Annotated in this window: 20 protein-coding genes; 9 read left to right on the forward strand and 11 right to left on the reverse strand. The window is 71.0% G+C overall.

Translation table 11 applies throughout. The features are described 5' to 3' along the window. Positions 1-35 precede the first annotated feature (35 nt). The 3 genes from OHN74_RS29680 to OHN74_RS29690 form a co-directional block, all read right to left on the reverse strand. Positions 36-1,145: a HAMP domain-containing sensor histidine kinase gene (locus OHN74_RS29680; RefSeq protein ID WP_327697640.1), complete on the reverse strand. Its 1,110-nt coding sequence runs from the start codon at positions 1,143-1,145 to the stop codon at positions 36-38. Then, positions 1,142-1,879, reverse strand: coding sequence for a response regulator transcription factor (locus OHN74_RS29685; RefSeq protein WP_006383578.1), 738 nt, complete (start codon positions 1,877-1,879; stop codon positions 1,142-1,144). The genes OHN74_RS29680 and OHN74_RS29685 overlap by 4 nt, the downstream gene beginning before the upstream one ends. A 145-nt stretch (positions 1,880-2,024) precedes the next feature. Further along, on the reverse strand, positions 2,025-2,720 hold the full coding sequence (locus OHN74_RS29690) for a spermidine synthase (protein ID WP_327697641.1): 696 nt from the start codon (positions 2,718-2,720) through the stop codon (positions 2,025-2,027). Between the two features lie 148 nt (positions 2,721-2,868). Between OHN74_RS29690 and OHN74_RS29695 the strand changes: the two genes are divergently transcribed. Then, a complete protein-coding gene (locus OHN74_RS29695) occupies positions 2,869-3,687 on the forward strand; it encodes a rhomboid-like protein (protein ID WP_327697642.1) in 819 nt (272 codons plus the stop codon). Here OHN74_RS29695 and OHN74_RS29700 read toward each other — a convergent pair. Then, on the reverse strand, positions 3,684-4,343 hold the full coding sequence (locus OHN74_RS29700) for a GNAT family N-acetyltransferase (RefSeq protein ID WP_327700327.1): 660 nt from the start codon (positions 4,341-4,343) through the stop codon (positions 3,684-3,686). The two genes, OHN74_RS29695 and OHN74_RS29700, sit on opposite strands and share 4 nt — an antisense overlap. Before the next feature lie 190 nt (positions 4,344-4,533). Between OHN74_RS29700 and lon the strand changes: the two genes are divergently transcribed. Further along, positions 4,534-6,948 carry an endopeptidase La gene (lon, locus tag OHN74_RS29705; RefSeq protein WP_327697643.1) on the forward strand — a complete coding sequence of 805 codons (2,415 nt, stop codon included), beginning with the start codon at positions 4,534-4,536 and terminating at the stop codon, positions 6,946-6,948. Positions 6,949-7,138: 190 nt separating this feature from the next. After that, complete coding sequence (locus OHN74_RS29710) at positions 7,139-7,642, forward strand: MarR family winged helix-turn-helix transcriptional regulator (protein WP_327697644.1); 504 nt, start codon at positions 7,139-7,141, stop codon at positions 7,640-7,642. Positions 7,643-7,676: 34 nt separating this feature from the next. Here OHN74_RS29710 and OHN74_RS29715 read toward each other — a convergent pair whose 3' ends face one another. After that, positions 7,677-8,468 (reverse strand): hypothetical protein, encoded by a 792-nt coding sequence (locus tag OHN74_RS29715; RefSeq protein ID WP_327697645.1) that lies wholly within the window; start codon positions 8,466-8,468, stop codon positions 7,677-7,679. 439 nt (positions 8,469-8,907) lie between these two features. On the opposite strand from OHN74_RS29715, the gene OHN74_RS29720 reads away from it, so the two are divergent. From OHN74_RS29720 to OHN74_RS29740, 5 genes are read left to right on the forward strand one after another with little or no spacing between them, the layout of a single operon-like run. Then, the gene (locus OHN74_RS29720; protein WP_327697646.1) at positions 8,908-11,760 is read left to right on the forward strand and encodes a sensor histidine kinase; all 2,853 of its coding nucleotides are present in this window, start codon (positions 8,908-8,910) and stop codon (positions 11,758-11,760) included. Continuing rightward, positions 11,757-12,311: a roadblock/LC7 domain-containing protein gene (locus tag OHN74_RS29725; protein ID WP_327697647.1), complete on the forward strand. Its 555-nt coding sequence runs from the start codon at positions 11,757-11,759 to the stop codon at positions 12,309-12,311. The genes OHN74_RS29720 and OHN74_RS29725 overlap by 4 nt, the downstream gene beginning before the upstream one ends. After that, the gene (locus OHN74_RS29730) at positions 12,308-12,718 is read left to right on the forward strand and encodes a DUF742 domain-containing protein (RefSeq protein WP_327697648.1); all 411 of its coding nucleotides are present in this window, start codon (positions 12,308-12,310) and stop codon (positions 12,716-12,718) included. Before OHN74_RS29725 ends, OHN74_RS29730 begins: the two co-directional genes overlap by 4 nt. Continuing rightward, entirely contained in the window at positions 12,699-13,391 is a 693-nt protein-coding gene (locus tag OHN74_RS29735; RefSeq protein ID WP_327697649.1) for a GTP-binding protein, read from the forward strand. Before OHN74_RS29730 ends, OHN74_RS29735 begins: the two co-directional genes overlap by 20 nt. A gap of 38 nt (positions 13,392-13,429) precedes the next feature. After that, complete coding sequence (locus OHN74_RS29740; RefSeq protein ID WP_327697650.1) at positions 13,430-14,683, forward strand: styrene monooxygenase/indole monooxygenase family protein; 1,254 nt, start codon at positions 13,430-13,432, stop codon at positions 14,681-14,683. On the opposite strand, the gene OHN74_RS29745 is transcribed toward OHN74_RS29740, so the two are convergent. From OHN74_RS29745 to OHN74_RS29760, 4 genes are all read right to left on the reverse strand, one after another. Next, entirely contained in the window at positions 14,656-15,897 is a 1,242-nt protein-coding gene (locus tag OHN74_RS29745; RefSeq protein ID WP_327697651.1) for a C40 family peptidase, read from the reverse strand. The genes OHN74_RS29740 and OHN74_RS29745 overlap by 28 nt on opposite strands. Positions 15,898-16,000: 103 nt before the next feature. Next, positions 16,001-16,321, reverse strand: coding sequence for a hypothetical protein (locus tag OHN74_RS29750; protein ID WP_327697652.1), 321 nt, complete (start codon positions 16,319-16,321; stop codon positions 16,001-16,003). Between the two features lie 4 nt (positions 16,322-16,325). Further along, positions 16,326-16,979, reverse strand: a complete 654-nt coding sequence (locus OHN74_RS29755; RefSeq protein ID WP_327697653.1) for a TetR/AcrR family transcriptional regulator — start codon at positions 16,977-16,979, stop codon at positions 16,326-16,328. Positions 16,980-17,092: 113 nt separating this feature from the next. Further along, positions 17,093-18,061 carry an AurF N-oxygenase family protein gene (locus OHN74_RS29760; protein WP_327697654.1) on the reverse strand — a complete coding sequence of 323 codons (969 nt, stop codon included), beginning with the start codon at positions 18,059-18,061 and terminating at the stop codon, positions 17,093-17,095. Between the two features lie 120 nt (positions 18,062-18,181). On the opposite strand from OHN74_RS29760, the gene OHN74_RS29765 reads away from it, so the two are divergent. Then, on the forward strand, positions 18,182-19,042 hold the full coding sequence (locus OHN74_RS29765) for a hypothetical protein (RefSeq protein ID WP_327697655.1): 861 nt from the start codon (positions 18,182-18,184) through the stop codon (positions 19,040-19,042). Here the strand turns inward: OHN74_RS29765 and OHN74_RS29770 are convergent. Next, on the reverse strand, positions 19,023-19,574 hold the full coding sequence (locus OHN74_RS29770; protein WP_327697656.1) for a DUF3291 domain-containing protein: 552 nt from the start codon (positions 19,572-19,574) through the stop codon (positions 19,023-19,025). The two genes, OHN74_RS29765 and OHN74_RS29770, sit on opposite strands and share 20 nt — an antisense overlap. Before the next feature lie 44 nt (positions 19,575-19,618). Further along, positions 19,619-21,076: a penicillin-binding transpeptidase domain-containing protein gene (locus tag OHN74_RS29775; RefSeq protein WP_327697657.1), complete on the reverse strand. Its 1,458-nt coding sequence runs from the start codon at positions 21,074-21,076 to the stop codon at positions 19,619-19,621. Positions 21,077-21,096 lie beyond the last annotated feature (20 nt).

A 21,096-nucleotide genomic window follows, 5' to 3' on the forward strand; every position in this document is an offset into this window, starting at 1 on the left:
CAGGTGGATCTTGGGGCTCCGCTTCGAACTTTACGTCAACTTGGGACGGATGACTCTCCCGGAAGGGTGACCAAAATCCGGCAACCTCGCTCGGATTCGGCCACACCGATCCGGCCGCCGTGCAGATCGACCGCCCAGCGAGCGATCGCCAGCCCGAGGCCCGTACCGCCGTCGCTGCCCGGCCCGTGCGGCGCGCTGACGCCGCCGCGGTTGAACCGCTCGAAGACCCGGTGCCACTCCGAGCGCGGGATACCGGGACCCTCGTCCAGGATCTCCAGCTCCAGCGACTCGGTCAGCGTCCCGCGCCGCGCCTTCACCGTGACCCGGCCGTGCGCCGGGCTGTGCTTGACCGCGTTGTCGATCAGGTTGGCGACGACCTGGTGGAGGCGCTCCGGGTCGGCGTGCGCGATCAGCCCGGGCGGATTGACGTCCAGGTGCAGATGGACGTCGTTACGGGTGTGACCGCCGGAGCCGGACGCGATGCCCGCGCGCGTGGAGGCGAGCATGCTGGCCTCCTTGAGCACACCGGAGAGATAGGGCCAGACCTCGAACCGGCGCGTGCGCAGCGGTACGACCCCGTTGTCGAGCCGGGAGAGGTCCAGCAGTGTCTCCACCAGCCGCCCGAGCCGCTCGGTCTGCTTGAGCGCCGTACGCATGGTCTCCGGGTCGGCGGCCGAGACCCCGTCCACCACGTTCTCCAGGACCGCGCGCAGTCCGGCGATGGGGGTGCGCAGCTCGTGCGAGACGTTCGCCACCAGCTCCTTGCGCTGGCGGTCCTGGGCCTCCAGCTCGTCGGCCATGACGTTGATCGTCTGGGCCAGGTCGCCCAGTTCGTCCCAGCGGTTCTCGCGCACCCGGCGTGTGTAGTCGCCCTGCGAGATGGAACGGGCCACCGCGTTCATGTCGTCCAGCGGCGCGGTGAGCGAATGGGCCACGAACTGCGTTATCAACAGTGTGGCGATCATCGAGAAGACCGTGATGAAGCGGAGCTCCGTCTTGGTGTGCACCGCGATCATCGACAGACCGGTGGTGATCAGCACCGAGACGACGACCAGTGCGCCCAGCTTGGTCTTGATCGAGAACGGGCGTACGCCGCCCCAGGGCTCCCCGGGGCTCCTCCGTGCGGCCGGCCGCCCGCGGTTCATGGCGTCGGTGTCTCCAGTGCGTACCCGACCCCGTGCACCGTACGGATCCGCTCGGCGCCGATCTTCCGGCGCAGCGCCTTGATGTGGCTGTCGACCGTGCGGGTGCCGGAGGCGTCCGCCCAGTCCCACACCTCGGCGAGCAGCTGCTCGCGCGAGAGGACGGCGCGGGGCGTGTTGGCGAGGCAGACGAGCAGGTCGAACTCGGTGGGCGTGAGGTGCACGTCCTCGGAGCGCACCCGTACCCGCCGCTGCGCGTGGTCGATCTCCAGCTCGCCGAGCCGCAGGATGCCGGAGCGCGGCGTCGACGCGGCGATGGCGGCCCGCTCGACCCGGCGCAGCAGCACATGCACCCGCGCGGCCAGCTCACGCATGGAGAAGGGTTTCGTCATGTAGTCGTCGGCGCCGACACCGAGACCGACCAGCATGTCGGTCTCGTCGTCGCGCGCGGTGAGCATCAGGACCGGCACGGCCCGCTGGGCCTGTACCCGCCTGCATACTTCCAGCCCGTCGAAGCCGGGCAGCATGATGTCGAGGATCAGCAGATCGGGCTGCCAGGCCTCGGCGGTGTCGACGGCGGCCGGCCCGTCGCCCGCTGTCTGTACGAGAAATCCCTCGGCACGCAGACGGGCCGCGATGGCGTCGACGATCGTCGGATCGTCCTCGACCACGAGAACCCGGCGCTGGGCGCCAGGAGTCGCCGTCGCGCCGTTCTGGGAGGTGTGTGTCTGCTCCATCGCCCGTCCCTGAAGTGTGCTTTCCGGAACCAGTGGGGTGGTTCCTTGGCTGCGCTTGTCCGCGCATGACTGCGATTGACGCACGACTGATCGGATGAGTGATCGGCGTCAGGGAAGCAGAGTACGGGCAGTCACCGCGAGGGGTCTATCCAGGTCGGACGGCGAGGTGGACGACGTCGGGGACTCCCCGGGCAACGGGGATCTCTTCGGTGCGTACTGACCGGAATCCGGCATTCCGTAGAGTTCCCTCAAATTCCCGAGAGGGCTGCGCGGACCACACCGCGAGCACCCCGTCCGGCCTCAACACCCTTGCACAGCTTGCCAGTCCGGCCTGCGAATACAGGCTCTGGTTGTCCTCCGTGACGGTCCAGTCGGGGCCGTTGTCGATGTCGAGACACAGCGCGTCGAATGTGGCGGAGGTCTCATTGACGTATCTCACGAGATCGGCTTCGACGACCTCGGTACGGGGGTCGGCGAGCGCGTCGGAGGAGACCGGGGCGAGCGGTCCGTCCCGATGCCATCCGATGATCGCCGGTTCACGCTCGACGACGGTGATGCCGCCCCAACGGGGGTCGGCCGCGGCGTGCGCGAGGGAGAACCCGACGCCGAGGCCGCCGATGAGGACGTGCGGGGCCGCGGCCCGGGTGCCGGGGGTGAGGGCGTCGAGGGCGGCGTCGACGAGGAGGCGCTCGGACCGGCCGTCCGAAGTGTCCATCAGGAAACACCCGTTGGCGATGATCTGCAGTAACTCCCCGTGCCGCCGCAGGACGACCTCGCCGTACGGGCCCTCGCGGCTGTCCAGGACTTCGGGGGTGTCGTAGGAGGTGGTCGGGTGGGTCATGGCGACATCTTGGCGCAGTGCGCCCCGGATGAGCTCGGTCTTTATGCGGCCTGTCGGCTTGCTGTGAATCGGCCGGGGCGTGGCGCGGGTCACAGACAACCGCGTGGGGGAGGCGAAGGCTGGGGCGAAACGGAAGGAGCGCCTCACCGTGGAACGGGCCGATGCGTCGGGTGACGTGACGACGGGTTCACCGGCGCCCTCGGGCGCCCCCGTCGCGGAGGGCGTACGACTGCTGGACGGGATGCCGAGACAGCGGGGGCCGGCGGACGCCGTGTCCGTGCCGCCGGTGCCGATGGTTCCGCCGGTGTCTCCTGCGGAAACTGCGGTGCCGGACGAGGCTGTCACCGGGAAGCGGGTCCTCCGGCCCTGGCGCCTCCTGCCCACTCCCACCGGGACCCCGTTCACCTTCACGTTCGTGGCCGTCCTCCTGGTGACGGCGCTGGTCGCCGAGTACGCGGACCCCGCCCTCGTGCACGCCCTCCACCAGGGCTCCAGCACCGACGTCGCCCATCTCCTGCGGACGCCCGTGTTCGTGCTGGTCACCAGCGCGCTGTGGGTCGTGGGTGGCGTGGCATCGCCGTACGCCGTTGTCCTCCTCCTTGTTCTTACCGCGCTGGAGCGGCGGATCGGCGGGCTGCGCACCGCCGGGGTGTTCGCGCTCGGGCATGTGCTGGCCACTCTCGCTACCGAGGTGCCGGTGGGGCTCGCGGTGCTGGTGGGGTGGCTGCCCGGGAGCTCGCTGCACCGGCTCGACTACGGGGTCAGTTTCGGGGTCGCGGCGAGTGTGGGGGCACTGGCGGGGCTGCTGCGGCCCTGGCTGGGGTGGCCGGTGCTGCTCGTGTTCGGCGGGATGCTGGTGGGGGATCTGATCGCCTACACGGATCCGATGACCAACTGGGGCCATGTGATGGCGCTGGCCATCGGGGTCGCCACCTGGCCCTGGGCGAGGCGGTGGAGGCGGGTCTAGGGCCTTTGGCCGGCCGCCCCGACGTACTTCGCGTTCGTCAGAGGCGCCTCCACCCGCCAGCCCAGCGCCTCGTACAGCGCCCGTCCGTCCGGTGTTCCGGCCAGTACACCTTTCTCCGCGCCCTGTGTGACGGCCTCCTGGGCCAGCGTTCGCATCACGAAGGCGCCGAGGCCCCGGCGGCGGTGTGCGGGGGAGGTCTCCACCTGGTCGACGACCGCCGTGCTGCCCGTCGGCGCTATCTGGCCGCGGGCCGCCCAGGAGCCGTCGGGTGCCGCGAGCATCACGCGCGTGACGCCGCCGCGTGTCCACACTCGGACCCGGTATCCGTCAGGGGCGGCCAGTGGCTCCGCGGCGGACAGTGGGGCCGACATCAGGTAGCCCGGCTCGGGGCCGATCCACCAGCCCTCGCCGAGCCAGCCGCCCACCTTCGCCGGGTCGTCGAACACCTTGAGCCACACGCCCGCCCCGGTCACCGCACCGGCCACCTTCCGGACGGTCCGCTCCTCGACGCCGTCATTCACGGCGTCGAGGACGTGCCGGGTGACGTGCTCGGACGTGCCCACGTCGATCGTGTATCCCCAGGGCTCGGCCAGGGGCGGCGAAGCCCCGCGCGAGACCACCCAGCCGTCGACCCAGGCCCGCACGATTCCGTCCATGTTCCCGCTCATACCGACCCCTGTATGTAATGGTTAATGTGGCGTAATGAGTATTACTTAAGTCACTGTAGGTGGGCGCTCGGCAGTCGCGACAGAGGTGATCGCTCACGGCGAACACGCCCCGGGGAACAATCGACCCGCCCCGAGCATTGAGTCGGCATAGCTCAACTTGAATGCCGAAGGGGAGATCATGGCTTCGACGTCCACACCGCTCACACTGCCCGTGCTGCCGCTCGACGACGAGGTCGTGCTGCCCGGCATGGTTGTTCCGCTGGACCTGAACGACGCCGAGGTGCGTGCCGCCGTGGAGGCCGCCCAGGCCGCCTCGGGCAGCGAGCCCGGCAAGCCCAGGGTTCTGCTCGTGCCGCGCATCGACGGGACATACCCGAGCACCGGTGTCCTCGGCACCGTCGAGCAGGTCGGCCGGCTGGCCGACGGGGATCCCGGTGCCCTCATCCGTGCCCGGGGGCGGGTGCGGATCGGTGCCGGGACCACCGGCCCGGGGGCCGCGCTGTGGGTCGAGGGGACCCGGATCGACGAGACCGTGCCGGACCCCGTGCCCGGTCACGTCACCGAACTCGCCAAGGAATACAAGGCCCTTGCCACCTCCTGGCTCCGGAAGCGCGGCGCCTGGCAGGTCGTCGACCGTGTACAGGCCATCGACGATGTCTCCGCCCTTGCCGACAATTCCGGTTACTCGCCCTTCCTCAGCACCGACCAGAAGATCGAACTGCTGGAGACCACCGACCCGGTGGCCCGGCTGAAGCTCGCCACCCAGCACCTGCGCGACCACCTCGCCGAACAGGATGTCGCCGAGACCATCGCGAAGGACGTCCAGGAGGGCGTCGACAAGCAGCAGCGGGAGTTCCTGCTGCGCAAGCAGCTGGAAGCCGTACGCAAGGAACTGCGCGACCTCAACGGCGAGCAGGAGGGCGAGGAGTCCGACGACTACCGGGCCCGCGTCGAAGCCGCCGATCTGCCGGAGAACGTGCGCGAGGCAGCCCTCAAGGAGGTCGACAAGCTGGAGCGGTCCTCCGAGCAGTCGCCCGAGGGCGGCTGGATCCGGACCTGGCTCGACACCGTTCTCGAACTGCCGTGGAACGAGCGGACCGAGGACTCGTACGACATCCAGGGCGCCCAGGCCGTGCTCGACGCCGAGCACGCGGGCCTTCAGGACGTGAAGGAGCGCATCACCGAGTACCTCGCCGTGCGCAAGCGGCGCGCCGAGCGTGGACTGGGCGTTGTCGGCGGGCGCCGTGGCGGCGCCGTGCTCGCGCTCGTCGGGCCGCCCGGGGTCGGCAAGACCAGCCTCGGTGAGTCCGTCGCGCACGCCATGGGGCGGAAGTTCGTCCGGGTCGCGCTCGGTGGCGTCAGGGACGAGGCCGAGATCCGCGGTCACCGGCGTACGTATGTCGGTGCGCTGCCCGGGCGCATCGTGCGGGCCATCAAGGAGGCCGGGTCCATGAACCCCGTCGTTCTCCTCGACGAGATCGACAAGGTCGGCTCCGACTTCCGGGGCGACCCCGCCGCCGCGCTGCTCGAAGTCCTCGACCCGGCGCAGAACCACACCTTCCGCGACCACTACCTCGAAGTCGAACTCGACCTCAGCGACGTGGTGTTCCTCGCCACCGCCAACGTTCTCGAAGCCATCCCCGAGGCACTGCTCGACCGGATGGAACTCGTCCGGCTGGACGGGTACACGGAGGACGAGAAGGTCGTCATCGCCCGGGACCACCTGCTGCCACGGCAGTTGGAGCGGGCCGGCCTCGAAGGCGCCGAAGTCGCCCTCGACGAGAGCGCGTTGCGCAAGCTCGCCGGGGAGTACACCCGGGAGGCCGGTGTACGGAACCTGGAGCGGTCCATCGCGCGGCTGCTGCGCAAGGTCGCCGCACAGCACGAACTCGGGGAGCGGAAGCTGCCGTTCACCGTCACTGAGGACGACCTGCGCGCACTCATCGGGCGGCCCCACCACGTGCCCGAGTCCGCCACGGACCCGGCCGAGCGGCGGACGGCCGTACCCGGTGTCGCGACCGGGCTCGCGGTCACCGGGGCCGGCGGTGACGTCCTCTATGTCGAGGCGTCGCTCGCCGACCCGGAGACCGGCGCCGCCGGACTGACCCTCACCGGGCAGCTCGGTGACGTGATGAAGGAGTCCGCGCAGATCGCGCTCTCCTTCCTGCGTTCGCACGGCGCCGAACTGGAACTGCCGGTGGGTGACCTGAAGGACCGGGGCGTGCACATCCACTTCCCGGCGGGGGCCGTGCCCAAGGACGGTCCGAGCGCGGGCGTCACCATGACGACCGCCCTCGCCTCGCTGCTCAGCGGACGGCTCGTCCGGACGGACGTCGCCATGACCGGTGAGGTCTCGCTGACCGGGCGGGTGCTGCCCATCGGTGGTGTGAAGCAGAAGCTGCTCGCCGCGCACCGGGCCGGTGTCACCACCGTGATCATCCCGAAGCGCAACGAGGCCGACCTGGACGGCGTCCCGGCCGAGGTCCTGGAGAAGCTCGACGTCCACGCCGTCACGGACGTCCGCCAGGTCCTCGAACTGGCGCTCACTCCGGCGGAGAACCCGGCGGAGGTGAGGGTTCCGGCAGCGGCGTGACGGACGCTGTCGGTTGGCGAGGGCCCGGGTCCCGGAAGGGGTGCCCGGGCCTTCCCGTATCCGGATTCGGGGCTCCGAGGGGACCTGGATGACGTCGTCTCCCCGGGCCTGCGAAATACTGTCCGAGCTGCGGCGATGGCCGTGTTCGACGAAACTTCCAGAGCGGCGAAACCGGATCAGGGGTGCTGACGTGCACGAGGACGGGAACGGCGAGGGGAACCCCGGCGGGCGGCGAGTCGAGTCCGCGACCCCCGGGCGTGGGGTCGAGCGGGAATTCCTCGCCCTGGAGCGCGAGTTGACGGTGTTCCTGCGGCGCGCCCGGGCCAACTCCGGGGAGATGGCCCGCGAGGTCCACCCCGACCTGGAGTCGTCGGCGTACGGACTACTGGTGCGCCTCGACGAGTGCGGGCGCCAGCGTGCCACCGAGCTCGCGGCCTACATCGGTGTCGGCAAGGCCACCATGTCCCGCCAGCTGCGGGCCCTGGAGGAGCTGGGCCTGATCGCCCGCGAGCCGGACCCCGCCGACGGACGCGCCTGGCTCGTCCACCTCACGGACGAGGGCCGCGTCCGCTTCCGTGCCGTCCGGGAGGCGCGACGGGAGCGGTACGTGCGCAAGCTGGCCGCCTGGGACCGCATGGAGGTGGCCGAACTGGCCCGGCTGCTCCACCAGCTCAACCTCGGCATGGAGAAGTAGGCCCACCGCACCGACGGCCGGTGGTCCCCGGCCGTCACAGCTCCACGTACACCACCGTCGCGTCGTCGTGCGTCTTGCTGCGGCCCAGTCGTGGCCGGCCGCCGCCCGCGTCGGCCCGTTCCAGCTCCCGTACGCGGTTCACCAGCGCCCCCGGGCCCTCCTTGCGCACGGCGGTGAAGCAGGCCGTCCAGTCGCCCTCGCCGAACCTCTCCACCCAGCGGGTCGCCCCGTCCGTCAGGGCGGCCAGCGCGCGGACCTCGGCGCGGGGGAGTGAACCCGTCACCGCGCGGGAAGCCACCGACGGATCGGCCGCCGCCGTGAAGAAGCCGCCCTCCCTGTTGCGTACCGTCGCGTCGGCGATCGCGTCCGTGGCCAGGGATGCGCGGGGGACGCGGGACAGCCGGTCGTCCAGGTGCGCGGTGACCGTGCCGTCCGGGGACTCGGTCAGCAGGGCCGAGTCGGACAGGACCAGGTGCTCCACGGTGGCCGGTGACCAGCGGGCGAGAACCACGGTCGCCTGGGGGGTGCGTGGGTGAGAAAGGTCACAGGTTTGCGTGTGGGCCTCGGCGGTACGAGAGATCGCAGCCGCGAGTACCTCGACGAGGGGCATATCCCGTTGTGAAACAGACAGTTCGGTCAGCGCGCCGCCGAGCCGGGCCGTGTACCAGGGGACGGAATGCAGACAGCCCGTACCGGCCCTGGGGGGAGTCACCCCGTCCAGGAGGACGAGCGAACCACCCTGCCCGGAGGCGGGAAGTCCGATCGCTGCGAAGTCCTCATTGGGGCGGGCCGGATCGCCGGGCTCCGTGACGAGTTCAGTGCGCATCCGGCCAGTCTGCACGAGCCCTTCACGAGCTTCTCAAAACGCTGGCAACGATTGCCGGAACAGTGTGTAGCCGCTGGTCAGGCGCCAGGTTTGGGAGAGAATGATCCACTCCGTGAAGACGTCGCGGCGGATAATGTCAAAGCCCGCCGCCCACGTCCAACCGGCCTGCCGGGCACGGCGGGGGCACAGGCCGGAGGAACTTGCCGCCAACTCCCCGCCGATGTTGACTCCTTGATGTTCACTCCTTTGAGTGGCGGGTCAGGTGACGCGCACTCCCTGCCCACCGGCATGGGAGGGTCGGGAGCCGGACCGTGCCGGGGAACCGGAACCGTACCGGGTGAGTGGCAGGCCAGAACCATCCGGGCGGCCATGCAGTTGACGGATCGTCATCCGGGTCCCGACGGATCGTCACCCGGGCCCATGGGCACACGAGTCAGGAATGCGAGCACCGGTGCAGAAGACGCGGCCTCGGCGCACAGGCAGGCAGACAGCTCCCGCAGGGGGCGCTACCGGTGACGCCCCGACCGATCCCGCGGGCCGGGGTCGCCCCGCCCACGTCCGCAACCGGCTCATCGTGGCCGTCGCCGTCGTGGCCGCCGCGATCGCCGGGGCCGGCGCCCCGTCCGTCGTCGCCGCATCCTCGCAGCTCAACGACTCCCAGAACCTGGTGACGCTCGCGACGCAGACCCAGGACGCCCTGACCCTCGCCCACTCGCTCGCCGACGAACGCGACGAGGTCACCGTCTACATCGCCGCCGGCCGCCCCAAGGCGAAGGCGCCCTCGGAGCAGCGCGCCGCCCGGGTCGACCGGGAGGTCGGCGACCTGCGTGCGAACCCGGACACCCCGGCCGCGCTTCGCGCCGACCTCGACGACATCGCGACACTGCGCAGCGCGGCGCTCACCGGGAAGGGCACCGCCCTCCAGGCGCACGAGACGTACTCCGCCGCCATCGCCGGGCTGCACCGCCTCGCCGAGCAACTGGCCCAGAAGCAGCCGCCGCGAGCGGGCGCCGGCGCCTACGCCCTCGCCGAACTCGACTCCGCCGTCCAGCAGGCCGCCGCCGCCCGGGGCCTCCTCCTCGCCGCGCTCAGCGTGCCGACGTCCACGGAGACCGTGTACGACCCGGTCACCGGGCTGTCGTCCGAGCAGACCGTCTCCTCCGCGGCCGACACCAGGACGCGGGGCGAGCTCACCGCCGCCGCCCAGCAGGCCCGTCTGCGCTCGGACGCGGCGATCACCGACTTCCGCGAGACGGCCCCCGAGGCCGCCGTCGGCAGCTACGACTCCACGGTCACCGGACCCGAGGTCGACACCGCCGACAAGTACCTCGCCTCGCTCACCGACCAGCCCACGCTGTCCACGAGCGAACTCGCCACCAGCCTCAGCGGCGTGGACGCGGCCGTCTCCGCCCGCCTCGAACTGATGCGCGGCGTCGAGTCCGCCCTCTACGACCGCCGGACCAAAGCCCTCACCAAGCTCCGCGACGACGACGTCACCGAGCTGGAGATCCGGATCGCCGCCCTCGGCGCCCTCCTGCTGGTCGCCGTCGGTATCGCCACCGCCATGGCCCGCTCCCTCACCCGTCCGCTCTCCGTGCTGCGCCGGGGCACCGCCCGGCTGGCCGAGGCCGCCGACCCGCTCGCCGAGGAACCGGTCAGGTTCACCGGCCGCAACGACGAGTTCGCCCAGGTCGTCCGCTCCGTCAACGCCCTGCACGCCCGCGCCCTCGCCGTCCACGAGCGCATCGCCACCCTGGAGTCCGACCGCAAGCACCTGGTCGGCCAGCGCCAGAAGATGGCCGACGCCCGCGAGGAACTGCGCACCGAACTCGCCGACGCCGCCGCCCATCTGGCCCGCACCCGGCACAGCATCCACGGCACCTTCGTCAACCTCGCGCTGCGCACCCTCGGCCTCGTCGAGCGTCAACTCGCCGTCATCGAGGGCCTGGAGGAGCGCGAGCAGGACCCGGACCGGCTCGCCACCCTCTTCAAGCTCGACCACTTCGCCACCGTCATGCGCCGGCACAGCGAGAACCTCCTCGTCCTCGCCGGTGCCGAACACGGCCACCAGCACGCGGGTCCCGTCCCGCTCGTCGACGTGGTCCGCGCCGCCGTGAGCGAGATCGAGCGGTACGAGCGGGTGCGCATCGCCGCGCTGCCGCCGCACGGGCATCTCGCCGGGTTCGCCGCCGACGACGTCAGCCATCTGCTGGCCGAACTCCTGGAGAACGCCACCTCGTTCACGCCGCCCGAGCTTCCGGTGGAGATCTCCGGCTGGCTCCTGGAGAGCGGCGAGGTCATGATCTCCGTCCAGGACGAGGGCATCGGTATGACCGCCGAGCGCCTGGTCCGCCTCAACTCCCGCCTCGCCGACTTCGATCCGGACGTCCCGCACGACACGTACGAGACGGGCGGCGGAGCCGACAAGGAGGGCGGCGACGGGCTGGGGCTCGGGCTGTACGTCGTCGCGAGGCTCGCCCATCGGCACGGGGTGCGGGTGCAGTTGCGGGAACAGAAGCAGGGCGGTGTCGCGGCGGTCGTGGTCCTGCCGAAGACGCTGCTGGCCCCGGACCCGGCCGCCGTACCACCGTCGGCCACGTCGACGCTCGGCGGCTCGGCGCTGTCCTTCCCGGGCGCCGATGCCGAGGTCAACTCCAATGTCCTGCAAGGGCGTTCGGAGGCCGAGGAACCGGACCGGGAGCTCGACTCCGGGCCGGGCGAGCTGCCGGCCGATGCCCCGATCCCGGCCGACGCCCCCGACCCGATGATCGCCGCTGCGGAGCGGGCCGTACGGAACGCGGAGGCCGACGCCGAAGCCGGGGCGGACACGGATGCCCCCGAGCCTCTCCCCGCGTCCGAGATCACCATGGAACTGCTCGTGCCGGAACCCCCGGCCGAGGACACCGCCGAGCCGGCCGTCCCCACGGCTCCCGACAGCGCCCGCGACAGCGAAGCCGTATCCGCGACCGCGAGCGGAACCACCGCCCAGGACCCCTACGCCATCGGCCCCGACACGCACGAGCGTGTCGAGGAGGAACCGATCACCGACAAGGGGCTGCCCAAGCGGACCCCGAGGATCACCGCGCCCGTCGCGCCGCCGAGACCACGGACGGGTTCCGTCGACGCCGAGGCGCTGCGGCGCAGGCTCGGCGGGTTCCACCGGGGGGCGCGCGACGGACACCGTGACGTGGAGGCGGAGATCGCGGAGCAGACGGCGAGTACGGCACGTACGGCAGAGCCGGCACGTGCCGAAGAAACCACGGGGGGAACAGTCGAGGAGGCAAGCAGTTGACCGCGCCCAGTACCTTCGGCCTGAGTAGCGAAGCCCGCAACCTGCACTGGCTGCTGAGCAACCTCGTCGAGGAGGTGCCGGGACTGACGTCGGTCGCGGTGGTCTCCTCGGACGGTCTGCTCCTGCTCTCGTCCGACCCAGACAGGAACGCGGAACGTCGGCCCGACCGGCCGGCCGGCCCCAGAGGCTCCGCCGCCGACCTCGCCACGATCGTCTCCGGCATCGGCAGCCTCACCATCGGCGCCGCCAAGCTGATGGACTACGGCGGCGTCAAGCAGACCATGGTCGCGATGGAGGACGGCACCCTCTTCGTGATGTCGATCAGCGACGGCTCGCTGCTGGGCGTGCACGGATCCCCGGACTGCGACATGAGCGTGGTGGCGTACCACATGGCGCTCTTCGTGGGCCGCGCCGGACACGTCCTGACCCCCGAACTCCGCAGTGAGCTGCGGGAGTCGATCGAACGCGGGGCGCCGGACAACGAGCCGGCGGCGGTCGGGCCGATGGCCGTCCGGTCCGTGAAGGACCGTTCGGCGGAGGTCGTCAAGTGAGCGCCACCCCGGACGTGCCCAGGCTCCCCGTCCGTGGCGGCGACCGCAAACCGGCCCGGGTGCGCCCGTACTCGCTGACCGGCGGCCGGACCCGCTTCGGCCATGTCCTCCTCGTCGAGACGTTCGTCGCCGCGATCGAAGCGCCCGAGGAGCGCAAGGAGTTGGAGAATGGTTCCCTCAGTACCCGGGTCATGCCGGAGCTGCGGGCCATCGTCGAACTGTGCCGCCGGATGCGTACGGTGGCCGAGATCGCCGCGCTGCTGAAGATGCCGCTGGGCGTGGTCCGCGTGCTCCTCAGCGATCTCGCGGACCAGGGAAAGATCCGTGTGTACGGAACCGGTCACGGGCCGGGGCAGCCGGACCGCGCGCTGCTGGAAAGGGTGCTGAGTGGACTCCGTCGTCTCTGACGTCGCCCGTGGTGTGTCCCCGCTTCTCCAACTCTCTCCGGAAGGCCGACTTCCGCTGGAGACCGAGGAGTTGCGGCCGTGGCAGGAGGACCGCACCCGTGCGCCGATCGCCACGAAGATCGTGATCGCAGGCGGTTTCGGTGTCGGCAAGACCACCATGGTCGGCACCATCTCGGAGATCGAGCCCCTCCAGACGGAGGCGCTGATGACCGAGGCGAGCGAGGGCACCGACGACCTCACCGCGACCCCGGACAAGCAGACGACCACCGTGGCCATGGACTACGGCCGCGTCACGCTCGACGACGACCTGGTGCTCTACCTCTTCGGTACGCCGGGCCAGCAGCGGTTCTGGTTCATGTGGGACGACCTGGTGCGCGGCGCGATCGGCGCGGTCGTGCTGGCCGACACCCGGCGGCTGAAGGAGTGCTTCCCGGCGCTCGACTACTTCGAGAGCTGCGGGCTGCCCTACGTCGTGGCCGTCAACCACTTCGACGGCAGTGCGGAGTTCGAAGCGGAGGACGTGCGGGAGGCGCTCACCGTGCCCGCACACATACCTGTCATGATCATGGATGCGCGGCGCCGCCTCCCGGTGATCGAGACCCTGCTCGCCCTGGTGGGCCACGCGCTGGACGTCAGTCCCGAGCAAGTCGACATGACAGCCAGGTCGACGTAACTGCGACGCAACTGCGACATGGGGAGAGACCAGACCGTATGCGGAAGATACTCGTCGTCGGAGCCGGTCAGGCCGGCCTTCAGATAGCCCTCGGACTCCAGTCGCAGGGGTACGAGGTCACCCTGATGTCCAATCGGACCTCGGACGAGATCCGGTCCGGCCGGGTCATGTCCACGCAGTGCATGTTCGACACCGCCCTCCAGCACGAGCGCGATCTCCAGCTGAACTTCTGGGAGTCCCAGGCCCCGAAGATCGAAGGACTCGGCGTCTCGGTCGCGGCCCCCGGCTCGCACGACCCGGGCCCGACCCAGCGCGCGATCGACTGGGTGGGCACGCTCGACGGCTACGCCCAGTCGGTCGACCAGCGGGTGAAGATGGCCGGCTGGATGGAGACGTTCGCCCAGCGCGGCGGCCAACTGGTCATCCACGGCGCGGCGGTCGGCGACCTGGACTACTTCTCCCGTACGTACGACCTCGTCCTGGTCGCCGCGGGCAAGGGCGAACTGGTGTCGATGTTCGCCCGCGACCCGGAGCGCTCCCCGTACCGCGAGCCGCAGCGCGCGCTGGCCGTCGCCTATGTCCACGGTCTGGGCCCGCGCCCCGAGCACCCGGACACGGAAGCCGTCCGCTGCAACCTGGTCCCGGGCGTCGGCGAGCTGTTCGTCATGCCGACGTTCACCACCTCGGGCCGCGCCGACATCCTGTTCTGGGAGGGCATACCCGGCGGCCCGCTCGACGTCTTCAACGGCGTCCGCGACCCCGCCGAGCACCTCTCCCTGACCCTGGAACTCATGGAGCGGTTCACGCCGTGGGAGTACGCGCGGGCCACCAAGGCCGAACTCACCGACGCCGGCGGCACCTTGGCCGGCCGCTACGCCCCCACCGTCCGCAACCCGGTCGGCCGCCTCCCCGGCGGCGGCCTGGTCCTCGGCGTGGCCGACGTGGTCGTGGCGAACGACCCGATCACCGGCCAGGGCTCCAACTCCGCCTCGAAGTGCGCGGCTTCGTACCTCGCCTCGATCCTCGAACACGGCGAGAAGGAGTTCGACGAGACCTGGATGCGGGCCACCTTCGACCGCTACTGGGACACCGCCCAGCACGTCACCAAGTGGACCAACGCGATGCTCGGCCCGCCGCCGGAGCACGTCATCAACCTCCTCGGCGCGGCAGGCCAGTTGCCCCCGGCCGCCGACCGCTTCGCCAACGCCTTCAACGACCCGTCGGACTTCGAGAACTTCTTCTACGAGCCGGAGAAGACGGCCGCCTACCTGGGTTCGCTCACCGGGGCGTAGTCGCTGGGCTCTGCGGTTTCCGGGGGTTCTGCGGACTCTGCGGATTCCGTGGGCTCCGTGGCGAGGGAGTAGCCCTCGTCCGGGCCCGCCATGGCGTCGGCGGGGAGCTTCGGCGGTGTGTAGCGCCGCAGGGGCTCCCCCGCCGGGTCCGGCCGTACGGCGCCCAGCACCGGGTTGGCCGAGATCGGCGACACCTTCACCCTCGCGCCGGGCCGCGGCGCCTGCACGACCATCCCGTCCCCGAGGTAGAGGGCCACGTGCGTCGCCTCGGGGAAGTAGACGACGAGGTCACCGGGGCGCAGCTCGGCCAGCGGGATGTGCGGCAGCCGCGCCCACTGCTCCTGGCTGGTCCGGGGAATGGGCCGGCCCGCCGCCTCCCAGGCCTGCGAGGTCAGCCCCGAACAGTCGAACGACGCCGGCCCCTCGGCACCCCACTCGTACGGCTTCCCGAGCTGCGCCACGGCCTGCCGCAGTGCCCGCTCACCCTCCTCGGACGGCGCCCGGTCGGCACTGAGGGCGCCGGAGGTGACGAACTCCCGCTGTTTGCCGGTGACTTGATCCTGCTCCAACTCGGCCAGCTCGGCGAGCTGTTCGGTGCTGAGGGTGGCGAGCAGCTCCTCGACCTCTCGGAGCCGCGCCCGTACGGCGTCCCGGTCCCGCTTCTGCTGTTCGGCGAGGGTGAGTTGCTTGTCCAGGGCGGCACGGGCCGCGCGCGCCAGACCGCCGGTGTGCCTTTCGCCGCCGACCAGCCGGCCCACCGTCTCGACCCGCTCCAGCGCCAACTGCCGGATCACATGGCCCTGTTCGAGCGCGTGCTGCGGATCGCGGGCCAGCAGCAGCTGTACGTAGGGGGAGATGTCGGTGCTGCTCTGGTACTGCTGCCGGGCGAGCCGGCCCAGGGCGCCGCGCCGCTCGTGCAGGGAGAGCCGGGCGCGCACGAGCCGCCCGTCCAGTCGCCGCACCTCGGCGCGCTGTCGCTGCAGCCGCCCGGCGGTGGCGTCGTAGGTCTCGGTGGCCTGCTCGGCCTGGCGGTACAGACGCTGAAGGTCCGTCAGGAGGGCGGCGACGGAGGGTTCTTCTGCCGCCGGGGGCTCGCCGGGGGACCTGGTCGCCGAGGGGCTCGGGTCGGGTACGGCCAGCGCGGGCACGGGTGAGAGGAGCGTGCCGGCCGCCATCGCCGCCGTGCAGACCAGACGCAGAAGCCTTCCTGACACGCCATCACCTCCGGTGCGGGGCAGCCCTTCCGCTCCGCACCGCGAGCTTGTGACGCGGGCGCGAGGTCCGCGCGCCGAGCGTGCGCGGTTCGGCCCAACCCCGTCACCCGTCCGTGTCGTCCGGCTTGCCCTGCGGCGTGGCGGCTGGTCCCGTGGCCGGTCTGGACCACGGCCAGCGCAGCTTGCCTTCGCCGGGCCTGACGCCCTCGGGGTCGTACGTGTACTTCCAGCCCGAGTGCAGGCCCAGCTTTCCCGGCCGGCCCCTGGGAGCGCGCCGGTAGACCAGAACGGTCGGCGCGCCGCCGGCCGCGTCCGGTACCGGGACCTTGTACGTCTTCGGCGGGTGGCCGGTCGGCCCGAGCAGGATGGGCAGCACACGGCCGTCCAGGGGGCCGCCCTCGAAGGCGGTGTCTTGGCTCTTCACGGGATCAGTCTCCGGTATCCGATCCCAGCGCGTCGCGTACGACCGCCGCGGTCTGCGGGTCGCGTCCGGCGGTCACCGTGAGCGTCGCCGCGAACTGCTCCACCAGCCAGTCCCGCAACTCGTCGACCGGCGGCTGCTTGCCCTCGTCCAGCCAGATCAGCGAGGCCGCCTCGACCGAGGTGATCCACATCCGTACGGTCATCCGCAGCCGGGGACCGGGTTCGGCGACCCCGAGATGGCTGAGGATGTGCTCTGCGGCGGTACGGCGGACCCGGTCCACTATGGCCGTCGTACGGGACGTCTCGACGACGCTGCCGCCCTGGAGGAGGGCGCTGAAGCCGGCGTCGTGCTCGTCGACGAAGGCGAGGTAGCGGTCCAGGGCCCGGGAGAGTCGCTGGGGGAGCGGGCCCTCCAGGGGTTCGTCGAAGCAGAGTTCGAGTTCCTCGGCGGCGGAGCGGAGGGCGCCCTCGTACAACTGCTGCTTGCCGCCGGGGAAGTAGCGGTACACGAGGGGGCGGGAGACGCCGGCCGCCTCCGCCACGTCGTCGAGGGAGACGTCCTCCGGGGGGCGGTGCGCGAAGAGGGAGAGGGCGGCTTCCAGCAGTTGGTGTCTCCGTTCCTCGACGCCGAGTCGCCGGTACGCGGGAGTGGGGGTCATGGGGGCAGCGTAATCGGGTGCCGCAGGTGAGGTGGGGCGCCCTGTGCCGGTGCGGGCCCTCACCGGGGGCTTGCCGCCCCCGGACCCCCGCCTGGGCCCTGAAGGGGCCGTCCTCAGACTTCCCCAGAGGGGGGACCCTCGGACGGGCTGGTGGGTGCCAGCAACCCGGATGAGATCCACAGCCTCCGCCCGACACCCCGCAACACCCCGATGTCGTCCAGGAAGTCCGTCAGCTTCTTCGCGCCGGTCTGCATGACCTCCCGCCGGTGCCCGCTGGCCCGCACCTGTGCCACCGCCTCCGCCCTGTCCAGGCCGACGTTCGCGTAGACGTCAGGGTTGACGAACGCGACCGAGAAGATCCGGGCGAACTCACCGGACGAGACGCGGGTGTACTCCTGGGACCACCTGGGGGCCGTCACCATCTGGCGGCGGAGTTCCTCGCGGGCGTAGCGGACATGGCGGGCCTCCTCCACCACATGGATCCTCGTCACGCCCCTGATCAGCGGCTGGACACGCTCGTCCGGGAACGTCAGGCGCTGCATCCAGTCGAGGATCTCCTCGCCGAGCAGGGTCGCCGTGAAGGAACCGGGTGTGGTGGACACCGTCTTGAAGAAGCGGCCCAGGTTCTGGTGCGTCCGGCTGACCGGGTAGTACGGGGTGCCGCCACGGCTGATCAGGCGCGCGAACATCTTCGAGTGACGGCACTCGTCCTCGATCTCCGTCAGGGCGTAACGAACGTGCGCGCTCGTCGCCGCCTTGTCGTAGATGTGCCGTACGAGGAGCTGCATCAGGATGATCTCGAACCAGATGCCGAGCGAGGCGAGCGCCGCCGCCTCGTGCCGGGAGAGCAGGATGCGCTGCTCCTCGCTCATCCGGTTCCACAGAGGAGTGCCGTAGAGGGAGACCAGCTCGGGCGGCCAGAACCACTTGCCGTCCTCGAAGGGGGCGTCCCAGTCCAGTTCCTTGTCCGGGTCGAAGGAGTGCTTGGCGGACGCGTCGAGCAGCCGTTCGGCGACCTGCTCCCGGTCCTTGAGCACACCGAGTGCGTCGCGGAGTATCTCGGCTTCCGTCACTGTCGTCACATTCTTATGAGACCGCTTGTCAGCAAGTCGGTCAATCCCTTGGGCGCCACTTCCGCGTAGACCTGTCTCGTAGCCTTATGCGCGGCTTACACATTCACCCGGGTGCAGTAGCGTGCTGGCGTGTCCACGACTCCGCCGCCCCAGCCGCCCGACAATCCCTACGGCCCGCCCCCGACTTCGGGGCCCTACGGTCAGCAGCCACCTCCGCCGCCGTACCAGGGCCCGCAGCAGCCGGGTCCGTACGGCCAGCAGCCGCCGCCCCAGCCCCCCTACGGGCAGCAGCCGCCCTATGGCGCGCCCGGCCCCGCCCCCTGGGGTGCCCCGATGGCGCCGCCGCCCAAGAAGAGCCGGCTCGGGCTGATCCTCGGCATCGTCGGTGGCGTCGTCGCGCTGGTCGTGGTGGGTGTGGGTGTGCTCGTGTGGATCGGGACGAAGTCCGACAGCGGCTTTCCCGAGGCCGAGTACAAGCTGACGCTGCCGCAGACGGTGCTCGAAGAGAAGTACGAGCTCGCCGGCGACCTCTCCCGCTCCGAGGGCCGGGCCATCGAGGAGGAGGCCGACGGTGCCTGGGACGCCCGGGACACCAAGGCCGTGGTCGGTCAGTACAGCCTCGGCGGCGACCAGGCCAAGGGCACGCTGGTGATCTCCGGCATGTACGGCCGGTTCAAGAACACCGGCCTCGCCCGCGACAACATGATGAAGGGCGCGGCCGGCGGCGCCGGTGCCAAGGTCGCCGTCAAGCCCAAGGACTTCAAGCCGGCCGGCTCCGATGTCACCGTCACCTGCGAGGTGCTCGTCCAGACCCAGGCCGGTACGGAGCTCACCATCCCCATCTGCGGCTGGGTCGACGGCAACACCGGTGCCTCCATCGCCGAGATCACCGCCGACACGGTCACGAAGAAGCCCGCTCAGGTGGACCTGGCGGCGGCCGCCGAGACCGCCGTCAAGATCCGCGACGAGATCAGGAAGCCGATCGGCTGAACGGCTCCGGTGCCGGGTCCGGTACGACGTCCGACGCTGTTTCCGACACCGGGTCCGCCACCGGGCTCGCGGGGCCTGGCGGGAACGACGTACGCAGGGTGAACGCGTACTCCGTCGGTCCGTGCGCACGCAGATGGAGGAGACGGGTCTCCGCCTCCTCCACCGTCGGCAGGTGTCCCGCCGGCACCCACCACAGAGCCGTGACGGCCTCCTCCAGCCGTTCGAAGAACTCCCGGCGGCGCGCCAGCAACTCCCGGTGCTGCCCCTGGTACATGAACGCCGTGAGGGCGTTCGTGTCCCGCCACACCGACATGTTGACCAGGATCCACTCGTCGCCGAACATGCGGAAGTCGGTCGCGTCGCCCGTCTCGCCCTGCAGCCTCCAGACGAATCCGTCGGAGGCGTCGGCGACGGCGTTGACCGGGTCGAGGCCGTCGGTGAACGGCTTCAACTGGGCTGAGTCCAAAGGGGCTTTGAGGCGGCCGATGTTGACCTGGGCGAGTTCGTACGCGGCTTCCGATGATGGCGTCATGGGCGCACGGTAGGTCGGGGGTCCGGCTCCCGCACCCCCTTTTCTCACCTTTCGAGCACCGCCTCCATCACCGCCCGCGCGATCGGCGCCGCCGTCCCGCCCCCGCTGATGTCCGTACGGTCGGCGGAGGCGTCCTCGACCACCACCGCGACGGCCACCGTCGGCTCGACGTCCCGTTCGCCCTGCGCCCAGGAGATGAACCAGGCGTACGGCGTACCGGAGTTGCCGACGCCGTGCTGGGCGGTGCCGGTCTTGCCGCCGACGGTGGCGCCGGGGATCGCCGCGTTCGTGCCGGTGCCCCGCTCCACGACGTCCCGCATCAGCTCGCGCATCCGTACGGCGGTCGCCGGATGCATCGCCCGGAGCCGGCTGCGTACGCCCGAGGCGGCAACCGTCGTGCCGCGCGCGGTCGTTGTCCGCTCCACCAGGTAAGGAGAGGGCACCTGGCCGCCGCCTGCCACAGCCGCCGCGACCATCGCCATCTGCAACGGAGTCGCCCGCGTGTTGTACTGGCCGATCGCGGACAACGCCAGCTGCGCCTTGTCGACATGGCGGTCGAAGGTGCTCCGCGCGACCGAGAAGGGGATGCGCAGCCCCCCGTCGTTGAAGCCGAAGCCGTCCGCCGTGGCAGCCAGTTCGGCGACGCCCACATCCACGCCCAGCTTGGCGAAGACCGTGTTGCACGACCAGGTGAACGCCTCCCGCAGAGAGACGTCCGCACACCCGTCGCCCTCGTTCGTCAGCGCCGTGGACGTGCCGGGGAGACGGTACGGGTCGGGGGAGCGGGTCGGCTCGTCCAGATCGGTGACCACCCCCGCGTCCAGGGCCGCCGCCGCCGTGACCACCTTGAACGTCGAACCCGGCGGATAGGTCTGCCGCACCGCCCGGTTGAGCATCGGCTTGTCCGGATCGCCGTTCAGCCGCCGCCAACTCCGTTCCACGGAACGCCCGTTGCCGGACAGGACCGCCGGGTCGTACGAGGGCGCGGAGACCAGGGCCAGGATGCGCCCGGTCGACGGCTCCACCGCCGCCACCGCACCCTTGCGCCCGCCGAGACCCTCGTAGGCGGCCTGCTGGGCGGCCGGGTCGATGGTGGTCACCACCTTGCCGCCGGGGTTCTGCGCGCGCGTCACGTCGTTCCACAGCGGGAACGGGGAGAGCAGCGGGTCGGTGCCCGACAGGATGCCGTCCTCCGCGTGCTCCAGGAACGTCGTGCCGTACACCTGGGAGGCGAAGCCGGTGACCGGGGCGTACAACGGGCCGTTCTTGTACGTCCGTTCGTAGCGGAGCTGCTCCCCGGTGTCGGCGGACCCGGTGACCGGCCGGTGTCCGACCAGGATGGCGCCGCGCGGCTGGCCGTAACGGGCGATCACCTGGCGGCGGTTGGCCGTGTTGTCGTCGTAGCGCTGGGCCTGGACGACCTGGACGCGGGTGATGTTGACGAGGAGCGCGAGGAGCAGCAGGGCGCAGAAGACGGCTGCGTGCTTGATGCAGCGGGTCATCTGCCGTGGTTTCCGAACCC

The sequence above is a fragment of the Streptomyces sp. NBC_00459 genome (assembly GCF_036013955.1).
Lineage (GTDB): Bacteria > Actinomycetota > Actinomycetes > Streptomycetales > Streptomycetaceae > Streptomyces.